Below are 18,402 nucleotides of genomic sequence, written 5' to 3' on the forward strand. Positions count from 1 at the left end.
ATACGCCATGAGAAACGTACGACGGGTCGGCGTCCTGGGCGGGAATCGGATTCCGTTCGCCCGCTCCAACGGCCGCTACGCGAAGGCGTCGAACTCCGACATGCTCGGCGCGGCGCTGGACGGCCTGGTCGCCCGGTTCGGGCTGGCCGGTGAGCGGATCGGCGAGGTCGCCGCCGGTGCGGTCCTCAAGCACAGCCGGGACTTCAACCTCACCCGTGAGGTGGTCCTCGGCTCGACCCTCGACGGGCGTACGCCGGCCGTCGACCTCCAGCAGGCCTGCGGAACCGGTCTGCAGAGCGTGATCTACCTGGCCAACAAGATCGCGCTGGGCCAGATCGACTCGGGCATCGGCGGCGGCGTCGACACGACGAGCGACGCGCCGCTGGCCCTGAACGAGAGCTTCCGGAAGGCGCTGCTCGAACTGAGCCAGGCCCGTACGCTCGGCGGCCGGATGCAGGCCGCGCTGAAACTGCGGCCGTTGCAGCCGTTCCAGCCGGAGATCCCGCGCAACGCCGAACCGCGTACGGGGATGTCGATGGGCGAGCACGCGGCGCTCACCGCACTCAAGTGGGGCATCACCCGGGAGGCGCAGGACGAGCTCGCCCTCGACTCGCACCGCAACCTCGCCGCGGCGTACGACGAGGGGTTCCTCGACGACCTGATCACCCCGTATCTGGGCCTGTCGCGGGATCAGAACCTGCGCGGCGACGGCACGCTCGACAAGCTGGCGAGGTTGAAGCCGGTCTTCGGCGTACGCGGCGAGAACCCCACGATGACCGCGGGCAACTCGACGCCGTTGACGGACGGCGCAGCCTTGGTGCTGCTCGGCACAGATGAGTGGGCCGAGGCGCATCACCTGCCCGTGCAGGCGTACTTCGTCGACGCACAGACCGCCGCCGTGGACTTCACGCCGCGCAATCCGCACCCGGAGGGCCTGCTCACCGCGCCCGTGTACGCCGTACCCGAACTGCTCGCCCGCAACGGGCTGACCTTGCAGGACTTCGACTTCTACGAGATTCACGAGGCGTTCGCCTCGCAGGTGCTGGCGACGCTGGCCGCCTGGGAGTCCGAAGAGTTCTGCCGGGAGAAGCTGGGCCTGGAGAAGGCGCTCGGCCCGATCGACCGGACGAAGCTCAACGTACGCGGCAGCTCGCTGGCGGCGGGTCACCCGTTCGCGGCGACCGGTGGCCGGATCGTGGCGACCCTCGCCAAGTCGCTCGCCACGCGTGGCAGCGGACGCGGGCTGATCTCCATCTGCGCCGCCGGGGGCCAGGGCGTCGTCGCCATCCTCGAACGCTGACCCCCTCGCGTACCCACCGCCGCGCCGTCTCGCCGCGCGCTCATTGCGCCGCATGGCGTGATCATTGCGCCAGCCATGCTGTTTCCGCTCGCGAAATGTCCGGTGTAGCGACATGGCTGGCGCAATGATCATGACCTGCTCGGCTAGGCTTCGCGAGTGAGCAAGCGAGCCCGTGTCGCGGCCAAGTCCGCCGCGCCCAAGAAAGCCAAGGTCCGCGACGTCTTCGTGGCGGTGCCGTTCGCCGGTCTGACCGACGAGCCGGAGTGGATCGCCCTGCGCGAGCTGGTCCCGGCCGCCACCGCGCCGCTGAAACTGAACGCCGACCTGACCGAGAAGTACGGCGACCGCGACATCACGCTGGCCACCATCCTGCCGATGGCGTGGCCGGCGATGGTCAAGGCGGACGGCCGCATCCTGCTCGGCCTCCAACGGCACGTCCAGTCCGGCGACCCCAACCGCGACCTGGCGGTGGCCCTGCTGAACGCGCTGGAGACCTCGCCCGGTCAATCGGTCGCCGTACCGGCGCTGCCGGGCCAGGGTGAGCGCCTCGGCGACCTCCTCGTGGACGGCCCGCTCGACATCACCATGCACGAGACGTTCGGCTTCTGGCTGGACGAGGGGCAGGACGACGACCCCGGAGTGGCGGCCTCGCTCGAGTCGGCCAACCAGGCGATCGCGCCGACCACGAAGATGGCGGCGGTGAAGGCGGCGTACTGGACGCGCATGGGGGAGAAGTCCCATATCCGCTGGGTTCTTCCGTACGCCGAGAGCGAGGCGCTCGACGCGCTCGCCACGCTCGGCGCCGCCGGGGAACTCGTACTCGGGGAGCAGACCCGGTTCGCCGGGATGTTCCGCGCGCACGGCCGTCTCGTCCCGGTGTGGGACCTGCCGGTCGACAGCGAGGCGACGGACTGGGAGGACGCGCTCGCCGCGTTCGCCACGCGCTTCGAGGCCGCCCTCGGCAAGGAGCTCACGCCCGAGGCACGCAAGGCCAAGCAGGGCCTGATCGGCCGCCAGCTCACCCTCCGCTAACCTCGCCCTTTTTCCGCGCGATCATGAACTAGTGGTCGTGATCGACCGGTGTGTCGCGTCCCCGCGGCCCTGATCGACTCCGCGAGAGACTGATCAACTGAGGGGTTGCCGCGAGATCGGGCACGACATGCATCTCGGACCGCCCCGGCCGGAGCCCAGCTCCGAGCCGGGGATCCGGATCACCTCGATACCGGCCCGTTCCAGTTGAGCGTTGGTCTCGACGTTGCGCTCGTAGGCCACACACAGCCGCGGTGCGATCGCCAGCGTGTTGTTGCCGTCGTCCCACTGCTCCCGTTCCGCCGTGACCGAGTCGAGTCCGGTGTGGAGCATCCGCAGCCGGTCCATCCCCATGGCTTTGGCCGCCGCGCGGAGGAACGGATCCGGCCCGCTCACGGCGGGCTCGGTGTCACCCGGGGTCAGCGTGTACGCGACCAGATCGTCGGCGATGTTCGGATACATGAGGACGGTGTCGATGTCGACCATCGTGCACACCGTGTCGAGGTGCATGGTGGCCCGCGTCTGCGCGATCGGCACCGCCAGCACGGTGTGCGCCAACGGATCGGGTTGGGCGAACAAGGCCCGGGCCAGTCGTTCCGCCCCTGCCGGCGTCGTACGCTCGCCGACGCCGACCGCGACCACACCGGGCGCGAGGAGCAGGACGTCCCCGCCTTCCAACGGTTCCAGCCACGGGTCGTACGCCGTCGCCACCCCGGCGAAGCGGGGATGGTGCTCGTAGACGGCGTGCGTGATGCTGGTCTCCCGGCGGCGGGCGTTCATCGCCAGTGAGGTGACCGCCACCCGATCCCGGATCCACACCGAGGAGTCCCGCGTGAACAGCAGGTTCGGCAGGGGATCCACGACGAAGTCGAGCCGGTCCATCGTCCGGTAGACCAGTCCGGCGCCGGACGTGAGTTCCTCATGCGCCAGACCGGCGGTGAGGACGCGCGCGAGGCTCGGCGGGTCGAGGTACCCCAGATGATCGCGTACGCGCCGCCGCAGTGAGTCGCCGAGCCGAACGTCGGCCAGGACGGCGTCGACGAGTTCGGCCCGCGCGGCTTCGATGCCGAGCACGTCGGTGAGCAGATCGGTGAGGTAGAGGACCTCGACGTCGTGTTCCCGCAGCCGGGCGGCGAACGCGTCGTGTTCCTCCTGGGCGCGGCCGACCCACGGAATGCCGTCGAAGAGCAGCGTGTCGTTGTTTCGCGGGGTCAGCCGGGCCAGCTCCGGACCGGGCCGATGGAGCAGCACCGTGTGTAGCCGCCCGACCTCGCTGTCCACATAGCGCACACCATCCACGTGTGCCAGAGTAGGTCGGAATCCCGTCGCCCGGCGTTTTCCGTAAAAATCGGGATGTCGCTATATTCACGCCTCGTGAATGAGATGTCATTCCGCCTCGGACCCCTGTCGCGCGTCGGGATCAGTCACGTATTGTGACGGATACAACTCAATGAGTGCCGCGGAACGCCGGAGGCCCACCATGACCACATTCCCCGTCCGCCCGATTCCTCTGTCGACGCCGAAGATTCCTGCCCTGGACGCGCTGAAGGAGGGCCCGCTCGACCGGGTCCGCCGCCAGCGTGAGGAGAAGGCCCGGATTCGGCAGGAGGCAGCCGGCACTCGTGTGGCGAACCACCTCAACCAACTCGGCCCGGCGTGGCAGTTCGTGGAGTGGCCGCATTCCGTGGCGACCACGAGCGCACAGACCGCCTCGGCGCCGGGGCGGGCGGCCGACACTCATGGCGGTTTCCTCGCCTTCGGCCCAGGTGGCGTCTTCTCGGTCACCGTTGTCGACATCGGATCGAAGCGCGTCCTCGTCGCGGGGGACGTCGTCCAGATCAAGGGACGGCGACCGGCGTACATCCCGGCCGCACGCAAGGACGCCAAGCGGGCCAGCAAGGCCATCTCGCAGGCGGTCGGGCACACCATCCCGGTCGTGGCGGTCCTCGCACTGCTCGGCCGCGGCGTCGTCACCGTCTACGGTCTGCCCAAGGACTGCGTCATCACGACCTACCGCGAGTTGCACCGAGCGTTGCTCGGCGGCGGCGAGCGCATCTCCGCGCTGACCGCGCAGAAGCTCTCCGACGTGGCTCGCAACCCGTGGACCTGGATCAACGAGCCGGCGAACGGTTACCAGTGGTTCTCCACCGGCAGACACGACGAGTGACAAGCTCGCCACACCGGAGTACCGTGCGGGTATTCCGCCGCGGCGAAGGGAGACACGTGTGACGCATGTCGAACTGTCGCTGTCGACCAGCGTCACGCCCGACTGGCGTCCTCCGGTCACCGTCCCCGAAGAGCTGAGCCGCTGGGTGACGGCGGTGGTGGAATCGGCCGAACCAGCGCTGATCATCGACGCCTCGGCGACCATCGTCGCGACGACGCCGTCCTGCGCGAATCTGCTCGGCCTGCGGCATCCCTGGGTCGGCGAGCGCCTGCCGGACTCGCTGCACCTCATCGACTTCACCGCGAACGGCGCCGAGCTGCCCGAGCCCGAGCGTGAACTCATCCCGCCCCTGCTGGCGGTCGCCTCCGGCCGACTGGCCCGGGGGCTCATTCGCGTCCGCACCAACGCCGTGCCCGCCGCGCCGCGCGGCGAGGAGTCCCAGACCCGGACGCTCGACGCGATCGCCACGCCGTTGCACGCCGACGGCGTCGCCGTGGGTTCGCTGACCTTCTTCTGCGAGATCTGAGCCCCGCCTACCGGGCACACCGTGCGAGATCGATCGCACTTGTGGTGATCGTCGCAGCGCTTCAGGCCCCCGGGGACGTAGATTGCGTGGCATGGAGACGCTGGGCGGCGAGCAGCCCACCGGGGCTAGGCCGCACGGCGCACCGGTGGGCGTCGATCTGACCCTCCTCGCCGACGTGTACGCGGTCTGCCGCCTCCCGGCCGGCGCGCCGTTCCCCGTCGAGCTGCTGCCGTCGGCTTCGCGGCCCGGTGCGCGAGCCCGGTCGGCCGCTGGTGGCGCCGCCGACTCCGGGGTCGTCTCCTTGACGTGGACTCCGACCGAGACCTCCGTCATCTGCCGGGCGGATCGCGTACCGGCCGGGGCGGTCGTCGAGACCGGCTGGCGCTGCTTCGAGGTGAACGGGCCGATGGCGCTGACCCTGACCGGGATCCTCGCGTCGATCGCCACGCCGCTGGCCCAGGCCCGGGTGAACATCTTCGCGTTCTCCACCTTCGACACCGATTACGTCCTCGTCCCGGCGGTACGCCTCAACGCCGCTCTTGCCGCATTGACCGGCGCGGGACATAGGATCAAGGCGGCCTGAAGCCCCCAGGCGTACGCCGACCCCGAGAGGACTTCCCCGGTGCCTCGGATCCGCCCCCTCGTCCTCGCCACCGCGGCCACCGCCGTTCTGCTCGCGGCGGGCTGCGGAAAGCCGCCTGATCTGCGGGAACAGGGCGTACCGGTGCCTAGCCCCTCGGTCGTCGTGGAGACGACTCGGCCACCGCTGCCGCAGGCCTCGGCGACGCCGAGCACGGCGCCGACCTTCTCCGAGAGCTACTACGTGGCCTGCCTCGGCAATCCGAGCGGCGACCAGGTGGTGGCGACCGTCCGGGCGAAGACGAGGCTCCTGCCTAAGACCGGGACGGTCTCGGTGACCACGGGCCCGCTCTGCTCCGGAGCCTGGCAGTACACCATCGTCCAGGCTCCGGGGAAGGACGCGCTGGTCGTCGTCACGAAAGGTGCGCCGGCCGCGCTCCAGATCGTCACCGCCGGATCGGACGTCTGCACGATCACGGTACGCACGCAGGCCCCCGCCGGGCTGCTGGCCGCCGCCCGCTGTAGCTGAGCCGTCCGCGCCGTAAGGTGGGATCATGCCAGGCGTACCACCGACCCGATTCGTCTATCTCGGCCCGGAGAGCACCTTCACCGAGCAGGCGCTGCTGACCATCCCGGCGGCCGGGCGTGGCACGCGTACGCCGTCGCGCAGCGTCCCGGAGGCGCTGGACGCAGTGCGGCACGGCGAAGCGGACGCCGCCCTGGTGCCCATGGAGAACTCCGTCGGCGGCCAGGTCGGGGTGACCCTCGACGAGCTGGGCGTCGGCGATCCTCTGGTGATCACCCGCGAGGTGGTGATTCCGGTCGAGTTCGTGCTGGCGGCCCGCCCCGGCATGACCCTGGACCAGGTGAGGTCGGTGGCCGCTCATCCGCAGGCGAGCGCCCAGTGCCGGGCCTGGCTGCGGGCGCACCTGCCCGACGCCACCGTCATCGACGTGCTCTCGAACGGCGCTGCCGCCCAGGACGCCGCGGCGGGGACAGTGGACGCGGCGATCTGCGCGCCGATCGCGGTCGGCCGATTCCGGCTGGCCCTGCTCGCCGACAAGATCGCCGACCATCCCGACGCGGTCACCCGGTTCGTGCTGCTCTCCCGGCCGGCCCCGCCGCCCGCGCCGACCGGCGACGACATCACGTCGCTGGCGGTCTTCATCGCCCACGACCGGGTGGGCGCACTGCTCGCGGTGCTCACGGAACTGGCCGTTCGCGGGGTGAACCTCATCCGGATCGAGTCCCGCCCCACCGGCGAGGCCCTCGGCCGGTACGCCTTTTTCCTGGACTGCACGGGTCACGTGGCCGACGCCCGAGTCGGCGAGGCGCTGCAAGGGCTGCGCCGGATCTGCGCCGCCGTACGTTTCCTCGGCAGCTACCCGCGCGCAGTGCCGCCCGGCACGGTGGACCGGCCGGTGCCGCCGCCCGCCGGCTTGGCCGACCCCGATTACGCCGACTCCGCCGCCTGGCTGGCCCGGCTGCGTACCGACGGCGCGTGAGGCCATGCCCGTCGAGATGTCGCGCGAACGCTTCGAGGAGCTGGTCGGCGAGGCCCTCGACGAGGTGCCGCAGGAGCTGCTGCGCCTGCTGGACAACGTGGTGATCCTGGTTCAGGACGAACCGCCGCCCGGCGAGGGCGACCTGCTCGGCCTCTACGAGGGCCATGCCCTGACCGACCGGGGCTGGGACTACTCGGGCGTGCTGCCGGACCGCATCCTGATCTTCCGCGGTCCGACCCTGCGGATGTGCGAGGACGAGGACCACGTCGTCGAGGAAGTCGCCGTGACGGTGGTCCACGAGCTGGCCCACCATTTCGGCATCTCCGACGAACGCCTGCACGAACTCGGCTGGGACTGAGCCGCAGCCGAACCGCCGTACGCGTCTCAGACGAAGCTGAACTGCTGATGCGTGAGGTCGGTGCAGTCGCTCAGCACGAGCCGAGCGGCGTCGGCGGTGCTCGCGCCCGCGATCGTCAGACATCGTGCCGTCGCCGCCTCGACCAGGCGGAGGTAGCCGTCACCGGTCGGCACGAGCCGGAACGACTGACTGCCGCCCGATCCGCAGGTCCACTGGACGACTTGCGTGTTCTCCGCCGCCGTCTGCGCGTCCAGGCACTTCCCGCTCTCCACGCCCTGGACGCGGTAGTAGTACGCGTTCGCGGCGGCGAAGGTGAACTTCTGGTTCGACCCCGTCCAGCAGGTGTACTGCTGAAGCGCCGCACCGTCGGCCAGGCTGTGCCCGGAGACGTCCAGGCACTTCCCGCTGTTGCGGGCCTGGATGCGCACCTGGCCCGTGGGCGCCGCGGACCAGCTGCCCGGCGGCAGGTAACCGGTGATCGCCGCGATCGCCGGATCGCTCGGCCCGACCGCCAGCCCGCAGCCGGTCGGATCGGCCAGGCTGCGATTCCAGACGAGGACGCCGGACACACCCGATTGCGTGAGGTAGCTGTCGAACTTCTGCAGGATCGCGCCCGCACGCGTCGCGACGTCCGTGGTGTAGGTGATCACCGCGCCGGTGCTGTAGTTCGTGGCCGAGCAGGTGCCGGCGCCCGCCTTGACACCGCTCTCGCCGATGATGAGCGGCTTGTTGATGCTCTGCATCGCCGTACGCGTAGGCGACAGGTGCGGCGAGACGATCGCCCGGTCGAGCACGCCGTCACTGTTGCCGTCGTAGTCGTAGTCGTACTCGTGCAGGCTGCCGACGTCCACATTGGGCCCACCGTGCACGTACGCGTAGTCCGTCGTGCCGTTCGTGTACTCGGCTAGCGTCCCGCTCTCGACCAGGTGGTTGGGGTCGGCGTTCTTGATGGCAGCCGCCACGGTGTCGAAGAACGACCGCATCTCGGTCAGAAACGCCGGCTTGTCCGCCGACGCGATGGATGTGCGGTGACCCGGCTCGTTCATGATCTCCCACATGCCGACGGCGGGCGACGTGCTGTAGCGCTGCGCGACCTGGGCGACCCACGGCAGGTAGACCGTCTGATAACCGGTCTGGTACCAGGCGCGGGTCTTGCCGCTGTCATTGACGGCCGGGTTGTTGGCACCGTCCTTCTCACAGTTGCTGGGCCCGTCGGCCAGCGAGAAGATCACCTTCTGTCGATGCGCCGCCGCCTTGGCGATGATCAGGTCGAGCGCGGTGGTCGTCACCGGCGACAGCGAGGGGGCGAAGGCCCACACTCGGGTCAGGCTCAGCGGCGGCAGGCCGGCGAAGTAGGCGTCCATCTGGCCGGCCGTCCAGGCCGCACCGGTGGCGCAGCCGGCCATTCCGTATGCGTTGAAGCCGACGAACTGATAGGGCAGCCCATCCAGCATCAACGTCGATCCGTTGCGATAGACGAATCCGGTCGCGGCGACCGCCTGCGCCGGACCCGCCGGGACCAGCACGCCGAAGAACAAAGCCACCGCGAGCACGCCGGCCCTGAGCCGCATGTTTCCTCCCCCATGAGTGCGAGCGTTCCGATCCTAAAGGCGGCGGCCGACACTTGCGGGGGCGTCGTAGGCTGCTTTTCCACACCCTCGTAATCCCGCCAAGGAGCACCCCCATGCGCAGTGCGCTGTTTTCCGCGGAGAACCTGGAGAAGGAGTCCACCGAGCCCGGGCTGCGCCTCCAGAACTCGAAGATGCTGAAGGTCGAGCTGAACGGCGAGGTCATGGCTCGGACCGGCGCCATGGTCGCGTACCAGGGTCAGATGCAGTTCCAGGCGCTCGGCTCGGGCGGCGTCGGCAAGTGGATCAAGAAGGCGATCACCGGCGAAGGCGTACCGCTGATGAAGGTGACCGGCCGGGGCGACCTGTTCCTCGCCGACCGCGCCGCCGACATCCACCTGATCGACCTGGACCACGGTGACGCGCTGTCCATCAACGGCGCCAACGTGCTCGCCTTCGAGCCGACCCTGAACTACGACATCAAGATGGTTCAGGGCATGGGCATGCTCTCCTCGGCCGGCCTGTTCAACTGCGTGTTCAGCGGCAAGGGCCGGATCGCGATCACCACCGCGGGCACGCCCGTCGTCCTCACCGTCGACGCGCCCACCTACGCCGACCCCCAGGCCGCCATCTGCTGGTCGGCCAGCCTGCAGACCGGCTACCACCGGGCCGACCAGCTCGGACTCGGCACCCTGATCGGCCGGAGCACCGGCGAGGCCTTCACGATGAGCTTCACCGGCCAGGGATTCGTCGTCGTCCAGCCGTCCGAGGAGCCGCCGCAGGGCATGGCGGGCCACGGCTCCGGCCAGCAGGCCGGTGGCGGCGGCATGCTGGGCGGCCTGCTCGGCAACTGAGCGCCCCCTTGTTCGGCCCGCCGAGCGGACAGCGCGGCGGGCCGTTCCGCGTCAGAATGACCTGATGTCGGAAGACGTCTTGGAGTTCGGCTCGCCCGCCTCGGCCGCGTCTCGGTTCCGTGCGCCGCAGTTCACCCTGCCGCCGCTCGTGGCGCCGCTGCTGGCCGCGTTGAGTGTGGCGTGCTTCTTCGGCTCGCTGATGTATCCCTGGCAGACGACCCGTCTGGTGACCGCAGCCGAGTACGCGTCCATCAACAACACCGACATCGTCACGTATGCCACGAACACCGGGGTCGGCTACGCGTACCTGGTCGGGATGATGGGCCTCGGCGCGATCACCGCGACCGCGATCCTCGGACGCCGGCGGCAGCGGCGGCCGCTGATGCTGGCCGGAGCGGGTCTGAGCACGATGCTGCTGGTCCTGCTCGTCTCGTTGATCGCGCTCGGCGGGCGGCAGATCGTGGCGACCTACATCATCGGCGCGCCCGCCAGTGCGACCAGTCAGCTGGAGGTGGGCCTCTACCTGGCCCTGGCCGCGCCCGTCGCGGCCACGCTGGCCATGGTGCTGAGTCTCGCCGCCCGCCGTCGCCGGATGCTCCTGGACGAGCCGATCTACGACGACGACGTGGACGCCGTCGCCGACCTCACCGTGACCCCGTACGCTGACCGATCGGCGCACCGAAACCGAGGTGAGACAGATCAACGGCGCTCGGTAGGCTTGTCGCATGATTGATCTGCGCCTGCTCCGGGACGACCCGGACCTCTTCCGAGCCAGCCAGCGCGCCCGCGGCGAGAGCGAGTCGTCCGTCGAGCGCCTGCTGAGTGCGGATGAGGCGCGCAGGTCCGCCGTGCAGCGCTTCGAGGCGCTGCGGGCCGAGCAGAAGACCTTGGGCAACTCGATCCGGCATGCGCAGGGCGACGAGAAGACCGCCCTGCTGGAGCGCACGAAGCAGCTCGCCGCGGAGGTCAAGGCGGCCGAGTCGGCGGCCGGGGAGGCCGAGGAGGAGCTGCGCCAGGCTCAGCTCGCCGTGGCGAACCTGGTCGAGCCGGACACCCCGCCCGGCGGCGAGGACGACTACGTCGTGCTCAAGGAGGTCGGGGTCAAGCCCGACATCGCCGACCCGAGGGATCACCTCGCGCTCGGCGAGCTGCTCGGCGCGATCGACACTCCGCGCGGGGCGAAGGTCTCGGGCGCTCGCTTCTACTACCTGACCGGGATCGGCGCTCTCCTCGAGAACGCCCTGCTCCAGCTCGGCATCCAGCAGGCGGTGGAGAACGGCTTCATCCCGATGGTGCCGCCCGTGCTGGTGAAGCCGGAGTCGATGGAGGGCACCGGCTACCTCGGCGCCCACGCCACGGAGGTCTACCACCTCCCGGCCGACGACCTCTACCTCGTCGGCACGAGCGAGGTGCCGCTGGCGGCGTACCACAAGGACGAGATCCTGGACATCGACGGACCGCGACGCTACGTCGCCTGGTCGACCTGCTTCCGCCGGGAGGCGGGGTCTTACGGCAAGGACACTCGGGGCATCATCCGCGTGCACCAGTTCAACAAGGCCGAGATGTTCGTGTTCTGCGCCCCCGAGGAGGCGCAGGCGGAGCACAAGCGCCTGCTGGCCTGGGAGGAGGAGCTGCTCGGCAAGCTGGAGCTGCCCTACCGGGTGATCGACACCGCCGCCGGCGACCTCGGTTCGAGCGCGGCCCGCAAGTACGACTGCGAGGCGTGGCTGCCGAGCCAGGGCCGCTACCGCGAGGTCACGAGCACCTCGAACTGCACGACCTTCCAGGCGCGGCGGCTCAACATCCGCTACCGCGACGCGGACGGCAAGTCGCAGACGGTCGCGACCCTGAACGGCACGCTGGCCACCACCCGGATGCTCGTGCCGCTGCTGGAGAACCACCAGCAGCCCGACGGGTCGGTCCGGGTGCCGAAGGCGTTGCAGCCCTTCCTCGGCGGACGCGACCTGCTCGAACCGATCAAGTGACCGTTCCGAGTCGTCCGGCCCGCCTCGCCGGGCCGGACTTCGCTCCCCAGGCGAAGCGGCCGAAGCTCGTCGTCACCGATCTGGACGGCACGATCGTCCGGACCGACGGCACAGTCTCCGCCCGGACTGACGCCGCCTTCGACCGCGTACGCGATGCCGGGATTCCCATCGTCGGCGCGACCGGTCGGGGGCCGCGGCTGACCGGCATGTCCCGGGGCGACCTGCCGAGCGCGGACTACTTCGTCCTCGGCGGCGGCGGACGGGTGCTCGACCTCACCGGGGAGGAGCCCCGCGTACTGCGGGATCTGCGCTTCTCCGGCCGCGTGCTGGCCGAGTTGATGCCGCAGCTGGAGGCGGAGTTCGGCCCGTTGCAGCTGACCGTCGAGGCGCTCGACGCCGAAAACGCGCCACTGTGGAGCGAATGGGAGCAGTGGCCCTACCCCGACCCGATCGAGCTGCGTACGCGGGACGAGATGTTCGCCGCCTCGATCATCAAGGGCTTCCTCCAGGTCGCTCCGGAGCTGGGGGCGCGCCTGACGCAGGAGGCGCGGCACCGTGACGTCGAGATCATCCAGGCGTGGCCGGGGTTCGTGGAGATCCACCCGCACGGCGTGGACAAGGCGACCGGGCTCACCGTCGTGACCGAACTGCTCGGCATCGACCCGGCCGACGTCCTCGTCTTCGGCGACCAGCTCAACGACGTGGCCAGCTTCGCCTGGGCAGGTCATCGGGTGGCGGTCGCCAACGGCCATCCGATCCTGCTCGGGATGGCCGACGAGGTGACGGCCGCCAACGATGCCGACGGGGTCGCCGAGTACCTCGAACGCCTTTTCCCGTAAGGACTACAGCCAGCCCTGCGCTCGGGCCGCCTGCACCGCTTCCATCCGGTTACGCGTACCGGTCTTGCCGATGGCGGCGGAGAGGTAGTTGCGAACGGTGCTCTCCGACAGGTGCAGCCGCGTCGCGATCTCCGCGATCGTCGCCCCGTCGACCGCCGCCGACAGGACGTCGCGTTCCCGGTCGGTGAGCGGATTCGGCCCGGCCGCCAGGGCCGCGGTGGCCAGCGCCGGGTCGACGACGGTCTGCCCGGCCAGCACTTTGCGGATCGACGACGCGAGCTCCTCGACCGGCCCGTCCTTGACGAGGAAGCCTCGGGCGCCGGCGTCCATGGCGCGCCGAAGGTAGCCGGGCCGTCCGAAGGTCGTGAGAATGACGACCTTGCAGTCGGGCACCTCGGTCCGCAGGTCGGCGGCCGCGTCGAGACCGGTCCGGCCAGGCATCTCGATGTCCAGCAGGGCGACGTCAGGCCGGTGCTCCCGTGCCGCCGACACGACCAGGTCACCCCGGTCGACCTGCGCCACGACCTCGATGTCCTCCTCCAGCCCGAGGAGCAGCGCCAGCGCGCCGCGCATCATCCCCTGGTCCTCGGCCAGCAGCACGCGGATCACCCCGCACTCCCTTCTCGCGGCACGTCCGCGCGCAAGGTGAACCCGGGCGCGCCCACGGTCAGCGTTCCGTCCAGCGCCGTCAGACGCTCACGCAACCCTCGCAGGCCGTTGCCCTCGCTCACGGCCGAACCGCCGCCCCGTCCGTCGTCGCGTACCGTCAGCGACCATGCGGCCGCGCTGCGGTCCAGCAGCATCCGACAGGTACGCGCACCGCTGTGGCGGATGACGTTGGTGGCCGCCTCGCGTACCACCCAGGCGAAAGCCTGATCCACAGCGGACGGCAACTCGTCGGTGCGGACGGCGAGCCGGATGGTCGTCTCGATGCCGGCGTCCGTGAGCGCCTCGCGGGCCCCGTGCAGCTCGTCGGAGAGCGGGCGTTCGCGGTAACCGGTGACCGCCTCGCGGACCTCGGCCAGGGCCTGGCGCCCGACCTGCTCGATCTCCGCGGCCTCCTTGGCGGCCGCGGCCGGGTCCCGTTCGGCGAGCCGCCGGACCACTTCGGACTTGACCACGATGAGCGACAGCGAGTGACCGAGCAGGTCGTGGAGGTCGCGGGCGAAGCGCAGACGCTCCTGCTCGACCGCCGACCTCGCGAGTTCGGTCCGCGTCCGGTCGAGTTCACGGATCAGCCGGATCATGTTCCGGACCACCAGCACCATCGCCGTCGCGAGCAGCACGTTGAGGACGAGCGACGCGACGTCGCCCAGCTTGTCCCCGGCGAGCAGACCCATCCCACCGAGGAGGAGCGAACTGCCCCCGACCCAGAAGTACGCCGTCGGCGGCGGGTAGAGCGAGACCCCGGCCACCGCCACATAGAGGATGAGGATCAGCGCGCCGCCGGCCGCCTCCCGCGTGTAGAACACGGCGAGGATGATCCCGAGCACCGTGAAGGCCCAGAGCGCTGCCTGGTCGCGGAGCGGCGGGAACGGCAGCCGGCTGCCGAACCCCCGCATGACCACGTAGAGATACAGGGCGACATACGCCGCGAACAGCACGAAGGCGAGCCACGGGGTGTCCGTGGCTCGCAGGACGTCGTCCGCGAGGCTGAGGATCGGAAAGGACCAGACCAGCGCCCACACCCCGCCGATCATTCGCCGCTTGCGCAGCTCCTTCGGGGTGATCGGATCGCTGAGCCGGGCCCTTTCCTCAGCCGACATGAACGGCGCGAAGATCTTCATCGCGGTTTATTTTGCCGCTGCCGAGCGTCGATAGGCCAGCGCCGCGAGCGCGGCGAACACGACGGCCCATCCGGCGATGATCGCCCAGCCCGCGCCCGACTGGGCGTCCTGCTGGAGGACCGACACCCCGGCCTGAGTGAATCGGTAGCTCGGCGACCACTCGACGATCTGGCGCATCAGCTTCGGCATGTCGTCGGTGCTGATGAAGATCCCACCGGCGAAGGCCAGCCCGAAGCTCACCAGGAAGCTGGCCGGCTGGGCCAGGTTCGGCGGCAGGACGAAGCCGACGGCCAGGCCGACCAGGGCGAACGGAACGCTGCCCAGCCACATGAAGAGCACCAGCAGGGCCAGCTGACCGCCGCCGAAGTCGACGTCCCGGGCCATCCCGATCAGGCTCACCACCAGCACCGCCGGGATCGCCACCAGGGAGCAGGCGATCGCCTTCGTGACCACCACGACCGCGGGCGGCAGGGGCGTGATGCGGAGCTGCCGCAGCCACCCGGCGGTGCGCTCGTGGGAGACCCCGACACCGCTGGAGAAGGTGCCCAGCAACGCCCCGTACGCCGCCCACGCGACCATCAGATAGGCGAGGATGTCCTTCGTGTCCTCCGGCGTGTTGCCCTTGATCGAGCCGCCCAGGGCGAGGAACAGGATCACCGGCATGGCCACGGTCAGGATGATCAACCGCGGTTCGCGGTACATCCGGCGCAGCTCGAACTTCAGGTACGCAAGCATCTCAGACCTCCGAGGCGGCGCTGGTGAGGGCGAGGAAGGCTTCTTCGAGGCCGGCACCGGCCACTTCGAGGTTGCCGAAGGCGCGGCCGCTGGTCACCAGGGCGCGCACGGTGGCGTCGGAGTCGTCGCTGCGCAGCAGGGCGCGATCGCCTCGGATGTCGACGGCGGTCACCCCGGGGAGCCGATCCAGCCCGGCCGTCCCGGCCCCTTCGAGATCGAAGCTCACCGTACGCCCGGAGACGGCCTTCTTGATCTGCGCGCCGCTGCCGTCGGCGATGATCCGGCCGCCGGAGACCACGATCACGCGATCGGCGAAGTCATCGGCCTCGGCCAGATAGTGGGTCGCGAACAGCACTGTCCGGCCCCCTTCGGCGTACGACCGCATGGTCGCCCAGAACGCCTGGCGGCTGGCCACGTCCATGGCCGAGGTCGGCTCGTCGAGCACCAGCAGATCGGGGTTGCCCGCGAGGGCGAAGGCGAACCGGGCGCGCTGCGCCTGGCCGCCGGACAGCTTGTCCAGCCGCCGGTTGGCGATGTCGGTGAGGTCGGCCGTCTGCAGGATCTGCCCGGTGGGCAGCGGCTTCGGGTAGATCGAGCGGGCGAGTTCGATCAGCTCCCGCACGGTCGCGTTCGGCACGAAACCCGCGTCCTGCAGCATCGCGCCGATCCGTCCGGCGCGGACGGCCTTGTGCGGGTTGGTCCCGAACACCTCGACCGTGCCGGCGCTCGGCTCGATCAGGCCGAGCAGCATGTTGATCGTGGTGGACTTGCCCGCGCCGTTCGGGCCGAGCAGGGCCACCGTCTCCCCAGGGGCGATCGACAGATCAATGCCGTCGACCGCCCGCACCGAGCCGAAGTCCTTCGTGACCCCGGTCAGTTTCAGTGCGTCCGTCATGGGATCGACGGTAGGCGGCGGGCGGCTTCGCTTTCAGATCCGGCGATCCCGAGTTCGACAGGACAATTGTCCTACCGATTTTGTCGCCCGCCCGACAGCGCCGCACTTTAAGCGCGCTGTCGCGCCGCCGCCGTGGTTAGCGCCGCCGCCGCCGTTAGCGGCAGATCAGGATTCTCGGTCGAATCTTGGCGCATGATTCGACCGAGATCCGTGATCCAGTGCCTACGGGGTTCCGCCTTCACGGCCGTGCCAGCGCCCCGCGGCGGGGCGGGCCGACAGCGCTTACAGGTACTGGCCGGTGCCCCGGGCGTCGCCCGTGGGCGGCTGCTGGCCGGTGCCCGGCGTGAGCGTGAGGCCCGGCGGCAGCGCCCGCATCTGCTGCTGCCCGCCACGCATCTGCTCCAGTTGCATGCGGGCGGCCATCTGCTGGGCGACCAGCGCCGCCTGGATGCCGTGGAAGAGCCCTTCCAGCCAGCCGACCAGCTGCGCCTGGGCGATCCGGAGCTCCGCCTCGCTCGGCGTCGCGTCCCCCTCGAACGGCAGCGAGAGCCGCTCCAGTTCGTCGCGCAGTTCCGGGGCGAGCCCGTCCTCCAGCTCGACGATCGACCGCCGGTGGATCTCCTTGAGCCGGTGCCGGCCCGCCTCGTCGAGCGGCGCCGCCCGGACCTCCTCGAGCAGCTGCTTGATCATGCTGCCGATGCGCATCACCTTCGCGGGCTGCTCCACCAGGCGCGCCGGATCCTCCTCGGCCGGCTGACCCTCGCCCTGAGGCACCTCGACCGTGCCCACCGGACGCCCGTCCGGCCCGACGACGACGACCGTCGCCCGGTCGTCGTTACGGTCTTCTGCCCGTTCCTCAGCCATGAATCCTCCGCGCTCCGCCACCCGACCCCTCATGCCTATCACATCGCCGGACGCGTCGTCCGGGGGCGTATCGAGCCCCTCTCGATAACAGTTCAATGATCAAGCATTGACCTAGTGGCATTTGACCGGTAGAACGCCGAAGTGGACTTTGCTCGCCGGGTCCTTGGGGGGCACCGCTTGGAGGACATGTGAGTGAGATCGGCAATCCGCTAGTCCCACGGCGCAGCGCCCTGCGAGCCCTCGGCGGCCTGGCGCTCGGCGGGCTGACCGCGAGCGCGATGAGCGCCTGCGACAGCGCCGGTTCGGCGAGCGGCCCCACCGGGACGGTCTCGATCGGACTGCTGATCCCGCAGACCGACGAGCTGAAGGCGATCGGCTCCGACATCTACGACGGGTTCAAGCTCTACACCGATCTCAACCAGCCGTTCGGCACCTACGACATCTCGATCGTGCAGGCGGAGGAGCGGGACAAGCCCGCCGACAGCAAGGCCGCCGTCGAGAACCTCATCAAGCAGGGTGTCTCCGCGATCGCCGGGGTGGCGCAGCCGGAGACGCTGCTCGCGATCCGCGACACCGTGGAAAACGCGCACATTCCGCTGATCAGCGCGCACCAGAACCCGGCCTCGCTGCAGAGCGTACTGTGGATCTGGAGTTCGTCCTATGTGGGCAAGGAGCCGGGCGTCGCGCTCGGCCGCTACCTGCAGGCGACCGGGGCGAGCGTCGCCGTCGTCGGCTCCGCCGACCTTGTCAGCACCGACGCCGTCACCGGCTTCCACGAGGGCTACGCCAAGGCGATCGCCAAGGACCGCGTCTTCAAGACCAGCACGCAGAGCGTCGGCTCGATCGCGGCGGCCATCGAAGGCCTGGACCCGGACGCGGTGTTCTGCGCGCTGACGGGGGCGACCGCGTTCAATTTCATCAAGGCGCTGCGTGCGGCCGGGGTCAAAGCCGAGTTGTACGCCCCGGGCGATCTCACGGAGGGCTCGGCGTTGGACAGCGCGATCAGCAGCCTCGGTGAGAAGACGGCGACGGGCATCTACACGGCGATGAACTACTCGGCCGATCTCTCGAACGCGAGCAACCAGCTCTTCGCGTCCCGCTTCCGCGGGACCGTCCGCCGGACCCCCTCGGCGTACGCCGTCGCCGGGTGGGACGCCGCGCAGGCGCTCGACAAGGCGATCCGCGCATGTGGCGACGCCCAGCCGTCGCGCGACCTGATCAACGCGAAGCTGGGCGGGTTGGGCCAGATCACCAGTCCCCGGGGCACGATCGCCTTCAACCAGACGCGTACGCCGTTGCAGAAGTGGTATCTGCGCCGGGTGATGAAGGACGGCCCGAAGCTGGCGAACGTGACCGTCCGGAGCCTGGCGACGCTGGGCTGACCAGGTCGCCAGGCGGAACTGCTCGGGCG

20 protein-coding genes are annotated in these 18,402 nt (G+C 70.0%); 13 read left to right on the top strand and 7 right to left on the bottom strand.

The window, feature by feature from the left end; translation table 11 throughout:
- Positions 1–7 precede the first annotated feature (7 nt).
- Positions 8–1,300: an acetyl-CoA C-acetyltransferase gene (locus AB0H43_RS00735; RefSeq protein ID WP_359994370.1), complete on the top strand. Its 1,293-nt coding sequence runs from the start codon at positions 8–10 to the stop codon at positions 1,298–1,300.
- A 156-nt stretch (positions 1,301–1,456) separates the two neighbouring features.
- Positions 1,457–2,332, top strand: coding sequence for a DUF5926 family protein (locus AB0H43_RS00740; RefSeq protein ID WP_359994373.1), 876 nt, complete (start codon positions 1,457–1,459; stop codon positions 2,330–2,332).
- 93 nt (positions 2,333–2,425) lie between these two features.
- Here AB0H43_RS00740 and AB0H43_RS00745 read toward each other — a convergent pair whose 3' ends face one another.
- Complete coding sequence (locus AB0H43_RS00745; protein WP_359994376.1) at positions 2,426–3,628, bottom strand: arginine deiminase; 1,203 nt, start codon at positions 3,626–3,628, stop codon at positions 2,426–2,428.
- Between the two features lie 181 nt (positions 3,629–3,809).
- Between AB0H43_RS00745 and AB0H43_RS00750 the strand changes: the two genes are divergently transcribed.
- The 6 genes from AB0H43_RS00750 (at position 3,810) to AB0H43_RS00775 (ending at position 7,464) form a co-directional block, all read left to right on the top strand.
- A complete protein-coding gene (locus AB0H43_RS00750; RefSeq protein WP_359994379.1) occupies positions 3,810–4,496 on the top strand; it encodes a hypothetical protein in 687 nt (228 codons plus the stop codon).
- Between the two features lie 58 nt (positions 4,497–4,554).
- Complete coding sequence (locus AB0H43_RS00755; RefSeq protein ID WP_359994381.1) at positions 4,555–5,022, top strand: hypothetical protein; 468 nt, start codon at positions 4,555–4,557, stop codon at positions 5,020–5,022.
- 91 nt (positions 5,023–5,113) lie between these two features.
- The gene (locus AB0H43_RS00760; protein ID WP_359994384.1) at positions 5,114–5,605 is read left to right on the top strand and encodes an ACT domain-containing protein; all 492 of its coding nucleotides are present in this window, start codon (positions 5,114–5,116) and stop codon (positions 5,603–5,605) included.
- Positions 5,606–5,644: 39 nt separating this feature from the next.
- Positions 5,645–6,130 (top strand): hypothetical protein, encoded by a 486-nt coding sequence (locus AB0H43_RS00765; RefSeq protein ID WP_359994387.1) that lies wholly within the window; start codon positions 5,645–5,647, stop codon positions 6,128–6,130.
- 25 nt (positions 6,131–6,155) lie between these two features.
- Positions 6,156–7,106, top strand: coding sequence for a prephenate dehydratase (gene pheA, locus AB0H43_RS00770; RefSeq protein WP_359994390.1), 951 nt, complete (start codon positions 6,156–6,158; stop codon positions 7,104–7,106).
- A 4-nt stretch (positions 7,107–7,110) separates the two neighbouring features.
- Positions 7,111–7,464, top strand: coding sequence for a metallopeptidase family protein (locus AB0H43_RS00775; RefSeq protein ID WP_359994393.1), 354 nt, complete (start codon positions 7,111–7,113; stop codon positions 7,462–7,464).
- A gap of 26 nt (positions 7,465–7,490) precedes the next feature.
- Here the strand turns inward: AB0H43_RS00775 and AB0H43_RS00780 are convergent, their stop codons facing one another.
- A complete protein-coding gene (locus tag AB0H43_RS00780; RefSeq protein ID WP_359994396.1) occupies positions 7,491–9,035 on the bottom strand; it encodes a ricin-type beta-trefoil lectin domain protein in 1,545 nt (514 codons plus the stop codon).
- Between the two features lie 113 nt (positions 9,036–9,148).
- Here AB0H43_RS00780 and AB0H43_RS00785 point away from each other — a divergent pair, with 113 nt between their 5' ends.
- From AB0H43_RS00785 to AB0H43_RS00800, 4 genes are all read left to right on the top strand, one after another.
- Positions 9,149–9,886, top strand: coding sequence for an AIM24 family protein (locus AB0H43_RS00785; protein WP_359994399.1), 738 nt, complete (start codon positions 9,149–9,151; stop codon positions 9,884–9,886).
- 64 nt (positions 9,887–9,950) lie between these two features.
- Positions 9,951–10,619 carry a hypothetical protein gene (locus AB0H43_RS00790; RefSeq protein WP_359994402.1) on the top strand — a complete coding sequence of 223 codons (669 nt, stop codon included), beginning with the start codon at positions 9,951–9,953 and terminating at the stop codon, positions 10,617–10,619.
- Complete coding sequence (gene serS / locus AB0H43_RS00795) at positions 10,612–11,871, top strand: serine--tRNA ligase (protein WP_359994405.1); 1,260 nt, start codon at positions 10,612–10,614, stop codon at positions 11,869–11,871. Before AB0H43_RS00790 ends, serS begins: the two co-directional genes overlap by 8 nt.
- A gap of 80 nt (positions 11,872–11,951) precedes the next feature.
- Complete coding sequence (locus AB0H43_RS00800; protein WP_359995700.1) at positions 11,952–12,710, top strand: HAD family hydrolase; 759 nt, start codon at positions 11,952–11,954, stop codon at positions 12,708–12,710.
- A 3-nt stretch (positions 12,711–12,713) separates the two neighbouring features.
- Here AB0H43_RS00800 and AB0H43_RS00805 read toward each other — a convergent pair whose 3' ends face one another.
- From AB0H43_RS00805 to AB0H43_RS00825, 5 genes are all read right to left on the bottom strand, one after another.
- Positions 12,714–13,319, bottom strand: a complete 606-nt coding sequence (locus AB0H43_RS00805; protein ID WP_359994408.1) for a response regulator transcription factor — start codon at positions 13,317–13,319, stop codon at positions 12,714–12,716.
- Positions 13,316–14,497 carry a sensor histidine kinase gene (locus tag AB0H43_RS00810; protein ID WP_359994411.1) on the bottom strand — a complete coding sequence of 394 codons (1,182 nt, stop codon included), beginning with the start codon at positions 14,495–14,497 and terminating at the stop codon, positions 13,316–13,318. The genes AB0H43_RS00805 and AB0H43_RS00810 overlap by 4 nt, the downstream gene beginning before the upstream one ends.
- 6 nt (positions 14,498–14,503) lie before the next feature.
- The gene (locus tag AB0H43_RS00815; RefSeq protein WP_359994414.1) at positions 14,504–15,232 is read right to left on the bottom strand and encodes an ABC transporter permease; all 729 of its coding nucleotides are present in this window, start codon (positions 15,230–15,232) and stop codon (positions 14,504–14,506) included.
- Between the two features lies 1 nt (position 15,233).
- Positions 15,234–16,127: an ABC transporter ATP-binding protein gene (locus tag AB0H43_RS00820; protein WP_359994417.1), complete on the bottom strand. Its 894-nt coding sequence runs from the start codon at positions 16,125–16,127 to the stop codon at positions 15,234–15,236.
- Positions 16,128–16,409: 282 nt separating this feature from the next.
- The gene (locus AB0H43_RS00825; protein WP_359994420.1) at positions 16,410–16,991 is read right to left on the bottom strand and encodes a bacterial proteasome activator family protein; all 582 of its coding nucleotides are present in this window, start codon (positions 16,989–16,991) and stop codon (positions 16,410–16,412) included.
- A gap of 188 nt (positions 16,992–17,179) precedes the next feature.
- Between AB0H43_RS00825 and AB0H43_RS00830 the strand changes: the two genes are divergently transcribed.
- The gene (locus AB0H43_RS00830) at positions 17,180–18,373 is read left to right on the top strand and encodes an ABC transporter substrate-binding protein (RefSeq protein ID WP_359994423.1); all 1,194 of its coding nucleotides are present in this window, start codon (positions 17,180–17,182) and stop codon (positions 18,371–18,373) included.
- The last annotated feature ends 29 nt before the right edge of the window (positions 18,374–18,402 follow it).

Source organism: Hamadaea sp. NPDC050747 (assembly GCF_040654195.1).
GTDB lineage: Bacteria > Actinomycetota > Actinomycetes > Mycobacteriales > Micromonosporaceae > Hamadaea.